The following is a 15,295-nucleotide window of genomic DNA, read 5'->3' as shown; positions in this document are numbered from 1 at the left end:
CAGTATGAAATTCACATCTTCACTAAAATTAAAACTGATATATGTGTTCCGCATCAATGATGCTGCACATAGGGGATGCCTGAAAGTGGGCGAGGCCACTTGTGACAATGACAATGTTTTCGGTCTTGCTCCGAACAGCAAGGCTCTCAACGAATCCGCGAAGAAACGCATCAACCAATATACGCAGACGGCTGGTATCGCATACGACCTCTTATATACGGAACTTACGATATACAACAGTAAAAAGGGCTTGTGCTCTTTTAACGACAAGGAAGTGCATAGCGTTCTAGAACGTTCCGGCATCAGAAAAAAGATATTCGATACCGAGAACAAAGCCAACGAGTGGTTCATCACCGACCTTGAAACCGTCAAGCGGGCAATCGCAGCCGTGAAGGAAGGACGAGAATCGTTGTCATCGACCGAGGTGTCACACGACCAAACGCCGATTGTGTTCCGTCCCGAACAACAGGAGGCTATTGAAAAAACAAAAAAGCAATTCAGGAAAAGTAACCAAATGCTTTGGAACGCTAAGATGCGTTTCGGCAAGACGCTGTCAGCCTTGCAGGTGGTGAAAGACATGGATTTCAGTCGTACTCTGATTCTTACCCATCGCCCTGTGGTGAATAGCGGCTGGTTCGAGGATTTCGGCAGGATATTCTATGACAGTCCCGGTTTTGCATACGGTTCAAAGAACAATGGTGACAATCATGCTTCACTTGAAGCGAGAGCAAAACAGGGTAAATGCCAATATGTGTATTTCGCTTCCATGCAGGATTTGCGCGGTTCTGAACTTGTGGGCGGCAATTTTGACAAGAACAATGAAGTGTTTGCCACCGCTTGGGATTGCATCATCGTGGACGAAGCGCACGAAGGGACACAGACGGAACTCGGCAAGGCTGTCATGCAGGAACTGACAAAAGCGAATACCAAGATATTGCGACTTTCCGGCACTCCGTTCAACCTGTTGGACGACTTCAAGGAGGACGAGATTTATACCTGGGACTATGTGATGGAGCAACGGGCAAAGGCTTCATGGGATTTGACCCATTTCGGTGATCCAAATCCATACGCCTCTCTACCTACGATGAACATCTATACCTACGACCTTGGACGGTTACTCCATGAGTTCGTGGATGAAGATGTGGCTTTCAACTTCCGCGAGTTTTTTCGGGTCAATGAAGCTGGAAACTTTATTCATGAAAAAGATGTGAAGGCATTTTTGAATCTTATTTCCAAGGAGGATAAGGATAGTTGCTATCCGTTTGCCAACGAGGAATACCGCAACATCTTCCGGCATACGCTATGGATGTTGCCGGGCGTGAAGGAGGCTCGTGCCATGAGTGCTTTACTGCAATCGCATCCTGTATTCCAGCATTTCAAGGTAGTGAATGTGGCAGGAGACGGTGACGAGGACGAAGAGAGCAAGGATGCTCTTGCTGCGGTGGAAGAAGCCATCGGCAAAGACCCTGATGCCACCCGTACCATTACCTTGTCTTGCGGACGATTGACCACGGGTGTCAGTGTCAAGGCGTGGACGGGCGTATTCATGTTGTCCGGCTCTTATAATACCGCTGCATCAAGTTATATGCAGACCATCTTCCGTGTGCAGACTCCTGCCACCATCAACGGACGTGTCAAGGAACAGTGTTATGTGTTTGACTTTGCGCCTGACAGAACACTGAAAGTCATTGCCGAGACAGCAAAGATTTCTTCCAAGGCAGGAAAAACCAGCGGTAACGACCGCAAGATTATGGGCGAGTTCCTGAACTTCTGTCCGATTATCTCCATCGAAGGTTCCAAGATGAGCCAGTTCGATGTACCCAAGATGTTGGAACAACTTAAACGTGTTTATGTGGAACGTGTGGTCCGCAACGGTTTTGAGGACAAGAGCCTATATAATGATGAGTTAATGAAACTCAACGACTTGGAATTGCAGGAGTTTGACGACCTGAAAAAGATTATCGGCCAGACCAAGGCAATGCCAAAGACCAATCAGGTGGACATCAACAACCAAGGGCTGACCGATGAGCAATACGAGGAACTTGAAGACCTTGAAAAGAAATCCAAGAAACGCGGCAAGGACAAGCAACCTTTGACGGAAGAAGAGAAGAAGCGTCTTGAAGAACTGAAAAAGAAAAAGAACAACCGCGAGGCCGCCATTTCCATCCTTCGGGGTATCTCCATCCGTATGCCATTGCTTATCTACGGTGCAGAGTTGAGCGATGAGAGTCAAGATATAACGATTGACAACTTCGCTTCACTCATTGACCCGCAATCGTGGGAGGAGTTCATGCCCAAGGGTGTTACCAAACAGAAGTTCAACAGCATCAAGAAATATTACGACCCGGAAATATTTTGTGCGGCAGGCAAGCGCATCCGTGCCATGGCTCGTGCCGCAGACAAACTAAGCGTGGAAGAACGCATCGAGCGTATAACGGATATATTCAGCACGTTCCGCAATCCCGACAAGGAAACGGTGCTTACGCCTTGGCGTGTCGTCAATATGCACCTTGGTGACTGTCTGGGCGGATATAACTTCTTTGAAAAGGGTTATGAAACCACTTTATCTGAGCCTCGTTTCATAGACCGGGGCGAAGTGACATCCAATGTATTCGCCCCGGATTCCCGAATCCTTGAAATAAATTCAAAGTCTGGATTATATCCTCTTTATATGGCATATAGCATTTATCGCACAAGGGTAAAGAACTCTCTGTTCTCGGTGTCAAGTATCGAAGATGAACAACGAATATGGGATAAGGTAGTGGCTGAAAACATCTTCGTCATCTGTAAAACTCCGATGGCAAAGAGTATCACCAAACGCACCCTTATAGGTTTCCGCAAAGCGAAGGTAAACACCCGATATTTCGAGGACTTAATCAATCAAATCAAAAACAAACCTGAACATTTTATCAAGCAGGTAGATAAATTCATCACAGAAAGAACAGGAATAAAGAACATGAAAATCAATGCGATAGTGGGGAATCCACCGTATCAAATAAATGATGGTAGTGGAGCTTCTGATGATGCAGCCAATCCTATATATCAAGTATTTGTAAAAATAGCAAAACAGATTTGCCCTAATTATTTTTCATTAATTATGCCATCTAAATGGATGATTGGAGGAAAGGCCGTTCTTAAACCTTTTAGAAAAGAGATGATGAAAGATAAACATCTTGCAAGTGTTTTCGATTATGAAGATTCTGGATTTTGTTTTAATGGTCAACATATAGACGGTGGTATTATGTATTTCCTTTGGGATAAGAAACATTCTGGTGAATTGATATATTTCTATAAACCTACAAACGGCAATCGCTTCTTGACAAAACGATTACTAACTGATGGCAACTCTGATATAGTTATTAGGGATAGTCGTCGACAAGCGATAATAACTAAGACTTCTAAATATCCTTCATTTAGTCAAATTGTGTCAGCTCGTAAACCTTTTGGTATAAGCACAGATATTTTTAACAATAAATCAGTTTATACTGAGTATAAATTAAGTGACAAACCTTTTGTGAATTCAGCTTTACTATGGGGCGTTTATGGTATAAAAGGAGGGGCAAAACGAATAACCAGTTATATAGCAATCGATGCTATCACTAAAAATAAAGCATGGATAAATAAATACAAATTATTTATATCAAAAGCTTATTCTGCTGATGCAATTGTTCCTCCCGAAATAATTTTAGCTTCACCTAATGTTATTTGTAGTGAAACTTTTCTCGTAATTGGACCATTTGATAATTCAATAGAACAGCAAAATGCAAATAAATATCTCAAATCCAATTTTTTCAGAATACTGCTATTTTTTGGAAGAGGAACAATGCAGGTGTCACAGGATGTCTTTCGTTTTGTCCCGTTGCAAGACTTTACATCAAAATCCGATATTGATTGGAGTAAGAGTATTCCCGAAATTGACCAACAACTCTATGCAAAATACAGTCTCTCAGAAGATGAAATATCCTTCATGGAATCAATGATAAGGCCAATGTAAAAATAAATGAGGGCAAGTATCATTCTTGCCCTCGTTAAAAAATCACTTTTCTTTAGTTACACCCTTAAATGGTGTACCATCTTGTTTTACATCAATAAAGCGTCCTGTATCTTTATCCCGTTTTACCCATTGTTCTGTTTTGGGATTAAAAACCTGAGAACGTTTTCTCACTGCACCATTGCGATGTCCGTCTCCTGACGGTGGATTTGTTGCCATATCTTACCTTCCATTTTGTCCTTGAATTATATAGCCAAGGACACGCTATTATTATTTACAGAAGAATGCTTGATTTAAATATCGGATTATTTGTCAAACATACCTAATCTATCGTTGTTTTGTTAAGTTATATCCTTCTGCATCCTTTTCACTTTTATCATAGGCATTGTTAATATACTTTTGAGGATTTGACAAAAACTCATCTTCTTCAACAAAAGCAATATAAGAACCAGTCAATGCGTTTACACATTTACATTGATTACAAGAATACACTTTAGGATATTGGTTATATCTATTATTGTTTATGATATCATAAACCTTTGAATCATAATAATTAGTAACAGAACATCCATCTGGTTTAGTTGAGGTGTATTTAAACCAGTCATAGCCCCCATTTACTTTCATTATAACACCAACAACCCCATTAGTATGCGATGTCCTATTTTTTCTTGTTATATTCTTAAGACAATATTCAATTTCCCAATCAATCCACTTACTTTCTTTTATATGCGGAGAAATAATTACAATCGTTACAGATGTGTCATACATCATATCTTTTAGGTTCTTCTTTATATTCTCAGTAGACGTATCTGTTAAATCAGGAGAATCACTTGTTTCTCCTTGATAGTAACTCGCATCATCCCCCAATGCCTTTATTATCCTATCGCGAAGATCCTGCGCTTCGCTATATTTATAAGAAATAAATGTTTTATGTGCCATAGTTATTTTACTTTTTTAATTAACTCTATTACTATTTCTATTACTTCGTCTAATGTTTTTGTATCATCGCCCAAAGACTCAATATCATGTCGATAAATATCAAAAGTATGGTCGTCTTGTCTTTCTTCCAATAACTCATTCCATAATTCTTTAGATATATATCCTGTTCTACCAATAGGGATTAGGAAGTTACCCTGTTCTTTTGAAATTTCATATTCTGACCGCATTCCATTAGATGGAACAATAGTTCCACTTTCTTTCTTATTACCCAACAAGAAGATTGATATACCACTATAAGATATCATGTCTTGTCTATAAGTTTCCCACATTTCTTTTGCATCGTCACCTTGTGGAAAAGGTCTCAGAATTAATTGGTCTGTAAGCGATTTTTTCTGATTATAATATATTTCAGAAAGAGCACCACTTATTACCGCACTACCCACACCTAAACCATATCCTGAAACTATTTTATATCCTTCGTAAATTAAGCGACCGCTTAATTTACTTATAAATTTTTCATATGCGTCTTTACCATCTGGGTTGTATTCAGCTGCCGCACCAGATAGATATACTGTACGACCATTATAAACCCTCTTTATACTTTGTAATATTTCAGTTATCTCTGAGTATTCTTGAATAAGCACGGTTTTTATATTGAATCGTTTTAAGTCATCAATAAAATATGATAGTTTTCTCTTCTCATATTTAAATTCGTCCTCATCTTTATAATCTGTTTTAGAAACATCTTTCAGGAAACAATAATGTTCCCTCATATTTCCTTTTAGACGTGCCCTTAAATGTGCACATATATAATAAAAATTAGGATCCGTAAAACTAAAGCCTATAAACAAAAATGTTTTTGTCATTAAGTCTCCGGATAATGTATTTATAAAAGGCGCCTTTTCTTGATTATATGACTCATAGTCATCGCGAATCAATACAGCATCTTCTGGATGATCAACATCTCCATGCATTTTATAAACTACAACATTGCGTCCTTTTAAAGTAGTCGTGAGGTTCGCACAACAAGTTTTTATATCACAGATCTTACCATTATTCTCCAATGCCTTTTCTATTAGTTTATCATAGTTTGTGGTCCAATATGTAAAAATAGGCAATTTAGCGAGTATATTATGATTAACATTTGGTTGTTTTCCTGTCTGGAAAGCATCTTTAATTATATCATTTAATTTTGTTCGATTACATCCATTTTTATTGTAATAGTATTGTGCTATCGCTACCAAATCTGACTCCTTTTCAATATCAAGCTCCAATTCCTCGGCAATCTCTCTTAGCAATTGCTTCCAATTAACGCATCCACTTGGAGCAGACAATCCAGCACCTGCAAATATAGCAGCATCACCATTATTAAGAGCACTAAGATAATTCTTTATGAAAACATTTTTATTTATTGGCATAACAAAAATTTATTTAGGATACTGATTACGAATTCTAATGGCCTCTTCTACCCACTCATTTATATGCTCTTTGATATAATCATACACATTGGTACTGATTTTATATGGAGGATCATAAGTCTTACATATTTCGGACAAATTAATTTCGTTACTATCAGCTGGATGTTTATGTTCGATTATATAGTTAAATGTCTTATCAATACAGAATAATTTGAATGGATTATCTCCTTTTATATCCTGCTCTCCTTCAATGTTCTTTAGATTATGCACATAAATACCAACAACTCCTTTGCCCTCTTTCCATGCATGTTTAATTTCATACCTACACCACTCTCTTGATGCAGTATCAGAACCGATTAATACAATAACACAAGAGCGATAATCCATATGAGTATCAATCCACCTTTTAATAGAATCATCACCTTTGCGCTTAACCTCTTCCCAATCATTGGAAGAAACTGGCATATTTCCTTCTACTACTCCAATATTCCGAACCTGTCCGGCTCTCCATGAGTCATTCTTAAAATGAAAACTGTAAAATACTTGTCTTTTTGTCATATAGAATTATTATTTAATAATTTGATAACCTGGTGAATCTCTGAGTATGCTTTCAAATCCTCTGGCGATTCCTTGCAAAGTTGACATAACTTTTCTGAGTTTGACATCGCCCGTTCCAAATCGCCATTCTCTGTCAGGTATTTATAGAGGTTGGTGCGTATGAAATATCGCTTTGTCTTTTCATACCCCGGCATATATTTCTGCAATACGGGAAGCAGTTGGTCGTAACTTTCATATCGCCGACAAACCACATTAGGCAAGAAATGGAGTAGAAACCAAAACTCCGTGCAGGGATTCGTTTCTACGAACAGAACCTTTCCGGCATATTTCTTCTTGCTATACTCTTTCTTTGCCCGCTGATACAACTGCATTTCAGATGGAAACTGGAATAATCTGTCCATATCAAACAGGCATACGATAAAGTCGTATTGCTTGTTCAAATAGGATTCTACCAGTTTCAAAATATGATTGATGTCGCTGTGCTGCGGAAAATCCGGCGCAACCTTGAAAGGATACCGACACGCAATCCTCAGAGAGTCGAAATAGAACCATTCCGTTTCTCCTTCGCCTATGATGGCGATACTTTTTGTTACTGTCCGTCCCATATCATTAGTCATTCAGGTTGATATACTGACTACCCAAGAACGGCAACTTTACCAATTTTCCCTGCTTGTAAGCATTGTATGGGGAAAGATTCTTATGCAGTCCCAAAGAAGACAGGCGTACTATTTTAGTTTCGCCAAGTTCGTCTTTGTCGGTGAACCATATCGTATCACGGCGAATGAAATCCTCGTTGAGAAGATTGATGTCATGTGTGGTCAGGAGCATTTGGGATGTTCCGTCGCTGTTTGCCAGAAAGACTTTCAGGAAATAAGCCAACAGTTCATAATGAATACTTGTCTCCACTTCATCAATGGGTACAAACCGATTGGTCTTTAACAGGAAATTCAGTATCACCGCCATTCCCAGGAATCTCATAGTGCCATTGGACTCGTATTCTTCCGACAAATCATATACTTTATCGCCAGCCTTATGCTTGAAGGTCAGTTCCGTATTTGTAATTTTCCCCTTTCTAAGCATTTCAGCCTTTGCATCTTTATCAATAGGGGCATTCTGAATCAGTTGTTCCAATTCAGGGGTAATCAGCTCTTCCTCTTCGTTTAATACCACATCTTCTATATTGAAATCGGACGCTTTCAGGAAATTTAAAATGAATTTCTTCAAATCTCCTGCCTCGTCTTTATCCAATCGTGATTTGACATATCCCGAAAGCAACATACCGGGAGCCAATACATCTTTGACCTGCTTGGCAAAATAATCGTACACATCATTCAGCCTTGTCCGTTCCACATTGCTTTTGCCAAATGCGGCAAGCACACTGCAATTATTGATAGTGTTGCCGGAAATTACATCCTGGCTTTTCTTTGTCATTTTCAGATTTACGCCAAAGTCGATAGTCGAGGAATCTGTCACGGTATCATAACTTCGGTTATACAGCTTGGTCGGGCGAATGGAATCATAAACAATCAATGTCTCGGAATAGATATGCTTTGCGTCCAATTCAAAACTGAGAATGTACTTCGACTGATTGATATAGAACACCATTGACATCTTTGTCTTTTCGTTCCTTGAAGTATCATCCAACATGAAAGGGACAACCCCGGTTTTCTCGGTCCGGTCTTTAGGCATTCTCAAAACCAACATCTTGAAAAATTCGATGGCATTCAATATATTCGTTTTACCGGAAGCGTTGGCACCGTAGATGATTCCCACTTTCAGCAATCTTACCCCGTCCTTAACTTCATACGAATACTCATTAGACATAAAAGTATCTGCCGATGGCTCAAAACTGATTTTTTGAACCGATTTAATGGAGAAAAAATTCTCAATGCTGAACTCTGCTATCATAATTATTGATTTTATCTATTGTATGGTGCAAAGATACAAATAAAATCTTGTACAGCAAGTCATAAATTCAATTATTGTAGGTAAATTACGAAATATAGATGCAAAATCAACAATTCGTCATTTGTTGGAGATTCAAATAAACCTCTGATTACCTCTGGAAAGTGTTGACAGATTTGAGGACGGTAAACGAATGTGGTTTATGCAGCCGGAGAAATTAATTATCCAATGCCATTTGCACCATCCCTTGATTTTATTTACGTTGGCTAAATAGTGGTGCCAAAATGGTACTAAATTATATAACTACTCTTTTATATATTATATAAAATATAGTAAATCAGTTTGTTATAAAATTTTATATCTTGTAGCCCACGAAAGGGTGGGAATACTCATATTGCTTTGTCAGAAGTGGCTAAAACTTTAAATGAGAATGGAGTGGAAACAGAAATCGTTTCAATTGGGGTAAAGGCCATGCAAGGTTGCATCGCTTGTAATCGTTGCAGAGAGTTGGAACGATGTGTTTTTCAAGATGAATTGTACGATAGAATCAGAAAACAACTGGAAGATGGAATTGACGGATTAATAGTGGGTTCACCAACTTATTATGCAGGGCCTAATGGTTCACTGTGTGCTCTGCTTGACCGGGTTTTTTATTCAAGTTCGGATTTGATGAAGTACAAGCCTGCTGCAGCGGTAACTGTTTGCAGAAGGGGAGGAGCGAGTGCAACTCTTGACCGGTTGAATAAGTATTTTACAATTAATCACATGCCTGTTGTTTCCTCTCAGTACTGGAATATTGTACATGGGATGTTACCTGGAGATGCTTTGCAAGATGCGGAAGGTCTGCAGACAATGCGGATGTTAGGTAAAAATATGGCATGGTTGTTGGAAAACATTGCTAAAGAAAAAAAGTATCCTGAAATAGAATCTGCTATTCGAACTAATTTTATTCGTTGATCTAAAGAAATCTGGATGTGTATATTTAATGGTTGATTTTCGGATCGGATAAGTCTGGGCTTTTAAATTCAAATTTATCCGATCTGAAAATTGTTTTCTATAACTTCTCCTTAAGCATAATTTATGATATACTTTCTAACAGGAAACTACATAATTTTCTATTCTACTTTATCTTTCGATAATATTTCTATCAATTGATATCTAATACTACCTCCATCTGCTGGAGGATTAGCTAATGTCGTTTTCTTTTTCTTCTTTTACTAACATACATTCAATAGGATCAGATGCTTCTCAAAGTTGATACATGCTCATTTCTGCTGAAACAAACATTTTAATGGTTTCAACTTTATCTTGTGAATCATCATTGTTTAAACAGCCTGCGAAGCAGAGTGCAGAAAGGAATAGTCAGAGTGTTCCGAATATTTTTTAGTTTTCATATCGTGTAGTTTTACTATTATATTATGTAAATACAAATTTGGTGTAAAAATTGCAAAGTTACATGATGAATCGAACTCTTATTTTTTTAAGACTGATTATTTATAGAATTGATTTGTAGATTCATTTTCTACTATATAAGAGGTATGAGAAGATTTCATTTCATAGGGAAGAAATAACTAAAACGGGAAAGTATTTATTTTGAAGATATACTGTTTAAAAAACTTGGAAAAATATTTCTTGAATCTTTTTTTATAGATATATTTGTAAACTGAGTTGAAAAATCCGAGAAAAGATTATTCGTATTTAGAATCAGAGATTAAATGATAAATAGAATGGTATTCCTGATTTGGACTTGTATAAAAAAACAGCACAACAAGTAAAGATCGAAATTATAGATACCAATAATTAAAATATAAAACTTAATCTATTGAAAATGGAATCACTTCCGAAAGAATATAGTTTACTAATGACCATTAACAAGTACATTGGAGAGTATTTTGCTATGATGGTCAATACGAAAACAGTAAGAAGTACAGATATATATGAGTTTTTGAAACATAAAGATGATTTTAGACAACATTTCGCATCAGCTAAAGAATTTAATGGTTTTATGCGTAGGATGCACGACCGGGGAGTATTAACTCAAATTATCAAGAATGTGAAGGTTGACACCTCTAATAAAAGTTTTTATCAATGGTACTTCTTTCCTCCATTAAGAGTTTACTCTAAAAAAACGACGTCAGAAAATAAGAATATTGCCAGTTCGCATCCGGATAAAAGCCAGTTCTTTAGAGGAAATAAAAAATATCGGGCAGCCAATGGAACAATGGTCCGATCTATACAAGAACTTAATATAATGAATCGGTTATTGGCGGTAGAGATATTCGATGTTTATTATGAACGTCTTTTAGTTGCTGCTGGTAAAGAACGATACCCTGACTTTACCGTATATAATAAAGAAACTCGGACTGTCTTTCACTGGGAACATTTTGGAATGACAGATGATCTGGAATACGGTGAAAAGATGGCCGATAAAATAGAATGGTATAAACAGATTGGTTACAAGAGTATTGATGAGGGAGGACGTTTTATTGTTTCCGTCTATCAAGATGAAGAGCATTTCATTGGGCTAATAGATAATATTATTGAGAAAATGAAGGTTATATCTATTCCGTGTGGGTTTCTTAAAGATAACATATGATGATTTGAAATGGGAATCAATATATTTTCCGTAAATTGTTTAGGATAGTATGTGATAATTGTGACTATTTCGTGTCTTAGGTCACGGACATTATACAAGGAAAAACTCCTACAATACCTTGATATTGTAGGAGTTGTCTTTTTATTGTCTGGTTTTTCCAGCTTCTTGGTGATCCGCCTGGGATTCTCCTTACAGAGTTACCACGCTGATATTTAAAACTTTATATTTTTAGCTTCAAGCATATCCCATGATTTAACCCACTAATTTGCTACGTGCTTTTGCGATAGTTTGCTCATGGAGAATACTGAAAGCAAAGATAAGTACTTTCTTTAAATCTACAAAATTAGGGGTAATATGCATTTGTTTCCACCAGAAAGTGAACGCTTTACGTATCACCATTGACAATCACCGACTTATCTTTTCTTTCATCGGAAAATCCACACGATTTAGCACACGATTATTTCTCATCGTTTTGCCCGTGATTTAACACGATTGTTACTGCAAAGTTAAGAAAGAATATTAAATTAATCCATTGTTTGACCGAAAAGTTGAAATAATTAGTCTTTTTACTTCTCTTGTGCAGCAAAAATAGGGCATAACAGAAATAGAAGGTAATTTTTATGGCGGTAAAATTTACGGCTGTTTAATTTGCCTTTCCATTGTTCCGAAACGGTCATTTCCGAAATGTGCATTTCGCATCGAATTATTCTGTAAGCGAATTAACGAAATCCCCAAACCTCAAAATCTTCTCACTATTCGCTTTATTGAAAAGCAAGTGCTCAAAATCCTTTTGCTTCTTCTTCAAATCGACTGTTTTCAGCAATTCGCCTGCTGCCTGTTTGAACTCCTGCAAATTATGTACTCCGCAACGCTTTGAAAGAAAATCGTAATCGGGTTTTGACTGCGAAAGCAAAAACATCAGGTCGTAAAAATCACGTCCTTTGGCGCGGGCTAACATGGCGGCAATTTTCATACTGCACAATACACCATCAGAAGGAACGGGAAACGGGAAAAAGAATCCGTACCCTTTGATATTTGTGATAACAGGGGGATAAGCAATTCCTTGGTATTGGCTTTCGACCTTTATCAAAAAGCGTTCTTCCTTATGTCCGCTCAATCCCAAATCGAATAACAGTTCAGGAAAATGAATATTACGCCGGAAGGCTGTTAGCTTTGGATTTTTTTTATCTTTTGCCTCCACGCGTAATCCTGAACGTTCCAGAAACTGAATTACGCCGTTTGTCATTTCAATAAACTCGTCTTTCGACAGGTTTTTGCAGTCAAAATCCAAATCTTCAGAAAACCGGTCTATCCCTTTTACTAAACGCAGGTTTGTCCCACCGATAAAAGCCATCTTTTGGATGTTTGGCGTAGAAGAAAGGTAATCCAGAATCATCAACTGTAAATACTCTTTTAGTATGTGCTTATCGAACCCCGAATTTCCACGGATTTGAACCGGAAAATAATTTCTTATCTGTTCAATCTGTATCATAAATCGTAAGTTTTAAGAAGTAACTTTACACGATGATCAAGTGCCTTGCTTTGAAACATGTCGCAGTAGTCCATCAGTAAATCCTTGTTTAAATCATCGTGCAGGTAATCTTCATCCAAGCGCAATTCTTCCAATTCCTGCTCACTATCATAGAACGGATAAAGATACAGCAAATCAAGTAATGCCTTCTCGGGTGTGGCAAACTGTATGGTATGATTGTCTGCCATTGGCTTCAACTCGTACCCGAACATCAGGTTTTCTTTGACGTTCTTATAAGAGTATTCGCCGAAGTCATTGACGAAAGATGCTGTTTTTAGGGTTGTCACACTGGTAATCTGTACCACCGCTTCCGGTATCATCCCATAGAACGACAATGCTGTATGCAAGCTGATATAGGACGGACGGTAAATCCTGTTGGCAAAATAAAGGAAATAATCCGGTTTGCTCTTATATTCAGAGAAAGCAAAGTATCCCTGCCGTAACCGGATAAGATATCCTTTCTTCACCCAGCGAGTAAGGCTATTACGGTCAAAATCCGATTGCCATGCATATACCTGATAGATATTGAAGCATGCCAAATCGAATAGCTGATTCTTAAATTCCAAAAATGTCATTTCTTGATTTTGTTTCTATTATGCTGCAAATATAATGCATTTTAGAAACAAAACAAAATATCAGGATTAGTTAGGGGTATTCTTGTTCTGTCGATAAGACGAAAATAAGCTGTTTTTGTTTTGTCGATAAAACAAAAAAGACTTTGCCCTGCTATTTTGCAACTGCTGAAGTAGTGGTAACAGAGATGTCATAAGCAACTTTATTCGAATAAAAACAGCTTGTTTATTGTGAATGGTGAAGCAAAACAACTAATTCCTAGTATTAATACCATAGATTTCATTCTTAAAATGAAAAAGTTAGTGACAATGTTAAAAGATTTGCTAACTTTGCCATTAACGAAAGTTTGAAGTAGAAATCTTAAAGAAAATATCATGATAAAGATTAAGTTAGCAGATAGCATTATTAAAAGTCACCTTGTGGACAGCAAGGGCAATTCTTATTGTTCAATTCCTATTAGTGTAGATAAGAAGTTAAATGTTGAAGGGTTATTTGACAAGCTTGTTGCCATAGACCCAAAACTTAAAAGTTATGACCAATCTACCAGTCCTTACTATACTATATTTGTGAATGTCCCCATAGATATGGAATTAGAAGCAAAGGAAGCTAATTCCCAAGTTGGAGAAAATACATATGAAATCATGTGGGGCTTACCTCAGGATATTATTTTGAGTAAATTGCCTTGTTTTGTTCCCAAACATCATTGGAAAAAAGTTGAAGTATGAAAGTTGAAGAACTTCAAACCTATCAAGAGGTTGTTCAATCCCTACGCAAAAAAGGAAGGGCTAAGCATTTGCTGTTGGGAAATGGATTCAGTATGGCTTATGATGCCAAAATATTCTCATATAATGCGCTTAGTGCATTTATAGAAAACTCGGAAGATGAATTATTGAAACAGCTATTCAACAGCATAAATACAAAGAACTTTGAGATAATCATGCAGCAATTAGACCTTTTCGCTAATGTTGCTCAAGTTTTCAATGCAGACAAAGAACTGATTGATAAAATCAAGCATACAAGTGAAACCCTGAAAAATAGCTTGATTGATGCTGTTAAAGCAATGCACCCTGAACATGTGTTTAAGATACCTGAAGAAAAAAATGCCGCTTGCTGTACTTTTTTAGAAGATTACTTAGTTAATGACGGATATGTTTTTTCGTCGAATTATGACTTGCTTCTTTATTGGGTATTAATGCGCAACACTTGTAAAAATGCAGGAGATGGCTTTGGAAGAGAAGTCGAAAACCCATTAGGAGATGAGTATGTTCCGGATTATGAACCGGAATATTCTGAACTTCGTTGGGGTAAAAATAAGGATAGCCAATCCGTATTTTATTTGCATGGTGCGCTTCCTCTATTTGATACAGGAATAGATATAATCAAAGAAGAATATAACGGTGACTACTTATTAGATAACATTAAAGCAAGAATGGAAAAGAAAGAATATCCCATTTTTGTGACAGCAGGCAATGCAAATGAAAAACTTACGCACATTATGCATAACAAATACCTGTCGTTTTGCTTTGATAAGTTTTCTTCGATAAAAGGCTCATTAATAACATTTGGTTTCAACTTTGGCGACAATGATACACATATCATAGAAGCCATAAACATCGCGGCTAATCAAGGGAAGAAGGCACAAGACAAATTATGGAGTGTGTATATCGGTGTATACTCAGATGCCGATTTGATGCATATTGAGAAAATAAAAACTAAATTTAAATGTAAGGTTAATCTTTATAATGCTAAAACAACCAATGTTTGGCAATAAGGTTAACTTTTTT

Annotated in this window: 13 protein-coding genes and 1 pseudogene; 5 read left to right on the top strand and 9 right to left on the bottom strand. The window is 37.2% G+C overall.

Annotated features, from left to right (window positions below; genetic code table 11):
• The first annotated feature begins 4 nt into the window (after window positions 1–4).
• Window positions 5–3,994 (top strand): Eco57I restriction-modification methylase domain-containing protein, encoded by a 3,990-nt coding sequence (locus tag K8P02_RS08970; RefSeq protein ID WP_025866449.1) that lies wholly within the window; start codon window positions 5–7, stop codon window positions 3,992–3,994.
• A 42-nt stretch (window positions 3,995–4,036) separates the two neighbouring features.
• On the opposite strand, the gene K8P02_RS08965 is transcribed toward K8P02_RS08970, so the two are convergent.
• The 6 genes from K8P02_RS08965 to K8P02_RS08940 all read right to left on the bottom strand — a co-directional run bounded on the left by K8P02_RS08965 (window position 4,037) and on the right by K8P02_RS08940 (window position 8,814).
• Window positions 4,037–4,210: a hypothetical protein gene (locus K8P02_RS08965; RefSeq protein WP_004310545.1), complete on the bottom strand. Its 174-nt coding sequence runs from the start codon at window positions 4,208–4,210 to the stop codon at window positions 4,037–4,039.
• A 108-nt stretch (window positions 4,211–4,318) separates the two neighbouring features.
• Window positions 4,319–4,930 (bottom strand): TIR domain-containing protein, encoded by a 612-nt coding sequence (locus K8P02_RS08960; protein ID WP_004310544.1) that lies wholly within the window; start codon window positions 4,928–4,930, stop codon window positions 4,319–4,321.
• A 2-nt stretch (window positions 4,931–4,932) separates the two neighbouring features.
• Window positions 4,933–6,348 (bottom strand): SIR2 family protein, encoded by a 1,416-nt coding sequence (locus K8P02_RS08955; RefSeq protein WP_025866448.1) that lies wholly within the window; start codon window positions 6,346–6,348, stop codon window positions 4,933–4,935.
• A 9-nt stretch (window positions 6,349–6,357) separates the two neighbouring features.
• Window positions 6,358–6,906: a TIR domain-containing protein gene (locus K8P02_RS08950; RefSeq protein WP_004310541.1), complete on the bottom strand. Its 549-nt coding sequence runs from the start codon at window positions 6,904–6,906 to the stop codon at window positions 6,358–6,360.
• The gene (locus K8P02_RS08945) at window positions 6,903–7,511 is read right to left on the bottom strand and encodes an RloB family protein (protein ID WP_025866447.1); all 609 of its coding nucleotides are present in this window, start codon (window positions 7,509–7,511) and stop codon (window positions 6,903–6,905) included. Before K8P02_RS08945 ends, K8P02_RS08950 begins: the two co-directional genes overlap by 4 nt.
• A 4-nt stretch (window positions 7,512–7,515) precedes the next feature.
• Window positions 7,516–8,814, bottom strand: a complete 1,299-nt coding sequence (locus tag K8P02_RS08940; protein ID WP_004310538.1) for an AAA family ATPase — start codon at window positions 8,812–8,814, stop codon at window positions 7,516–7,518.
• Between the two features lie 354 nt (window positions 8,815–9,168).
• Between K8P02_RS08940 and K8P02_RS08935 the strand changes: the two genes are divergently transcribed.
• Window positions 9,169–9,768: a flavodoxin family protein gene (locus K8P02_RS08935; protein ID WP_044157812.1), complete on the top strand. Its 600-nt coding sequence runs from the start codon at window positions 9,169–9,171 to the stop codon at window positions 9,766–9,768.
• 158 nt (window positions 9,769–9,926) lie between these two features.
• Here K8P02_RS08935 and K8P02_RS21900 read toward each other — a convergent pair.
• Window positions 9,927–9,983: pseudogene (locus K8P02_RS21900) on the bottom strand (hypothetical protein); the annotation flags it as partial.
• 656 nt (window positions 9,984–10,639) lie between these two features.
• Here K8P02_RS21900 and K8P02_RS08925 point away from each other — a divergent pair.
• The gene (locus K8P02_RS08925; RefSeq protein WP_025866446.1) at window positions 10,640–11,407 is read left to right on the top strand and encodes a hypothetical protein; all 768 of its coding nucleotides are present in this window, start codon (window positions 10,640–10,642) and stop codon (window positions 11,405–11,407) included.
• A gap of 703 nt (window positions 11,408–12,110) precedes the next feature.
• Here K8P02_RS08925 and K8P02_RS08920 read toward each other — a convergent pair.
• Window positions 12,111–12,899, bottom strand: coding sequence for a nucleotidyl transferase AbiEii/AbiGii toxin family protein (locus tag K8P02_RS08920; protein ID WP_005862063.1), 789 nt, complete (start codon window positions 12,897–12,899; stop codon window positions 12,111–12,113).
• Entirely contained in the window at window positions 12,896–13,513 is a 618-nt protein-coding gene (locus K8P02_RS08915) for a type IV toxin-antitoxin system AbiEi family antitoxin domain-containing protein (protein ID WP_005862062.1), read from the bottom strand. The genes K8P02_RS08920 and K8P02_RS08915 overlap by 4 nt, the downstream gene beginning before the upstream one ends.
• Window positions 13,514–13,885: 372 nt before the next feature.
• Here K8P02_RS08915 and K8P02_RS08910 point away from each other — a divergent pair, with 372 nt between their 5' ends.
• Together K8P02_RS08910 and K8P02_RS08905 are read left to right on the top strand one after the other, a co-directional pair.
• Window positions 13,886–14,236: a hypothetical protein gene (locus tag K8P02_RS08910; protein WP_005862061.1), complete on the top strand. Its 351-nt coding sequence runs from the start codon at window positions 13,886–13,888 to the stop codon at window positions 14,234–14,236.
• Window positions 14,233–15,282 (top strand): DUF4917 family protein, encoded by a 1,050-nt coding sequence (locus K8P02_RS08905; protein WP_005862060.1) that lies wholly within the window; start codon window positions 14,233–14,235, stop codon window positions 15,280–15,282. The genes K8P02_RS08910 and K8P02_RS08905 overlap by 4 nt, the downstream gene beginning before the upstream one ends.
• The last annotated feature ends 13 nt before the right edge of the window (window positions 15,283–15,295 follow it).

The sequence above is a fragment of the Bacteroides nordii genome (assembly GCF_019930665.1).
GTDB lineage: Bacteria > Bacteroidota > Bacteroidia > Bacteroidales > Bacteroidaceae > Bacteroides > Bacteroides nordii.
This window is presented reverse-complemented; position numbering and strand designations above follow the sequence as displayed.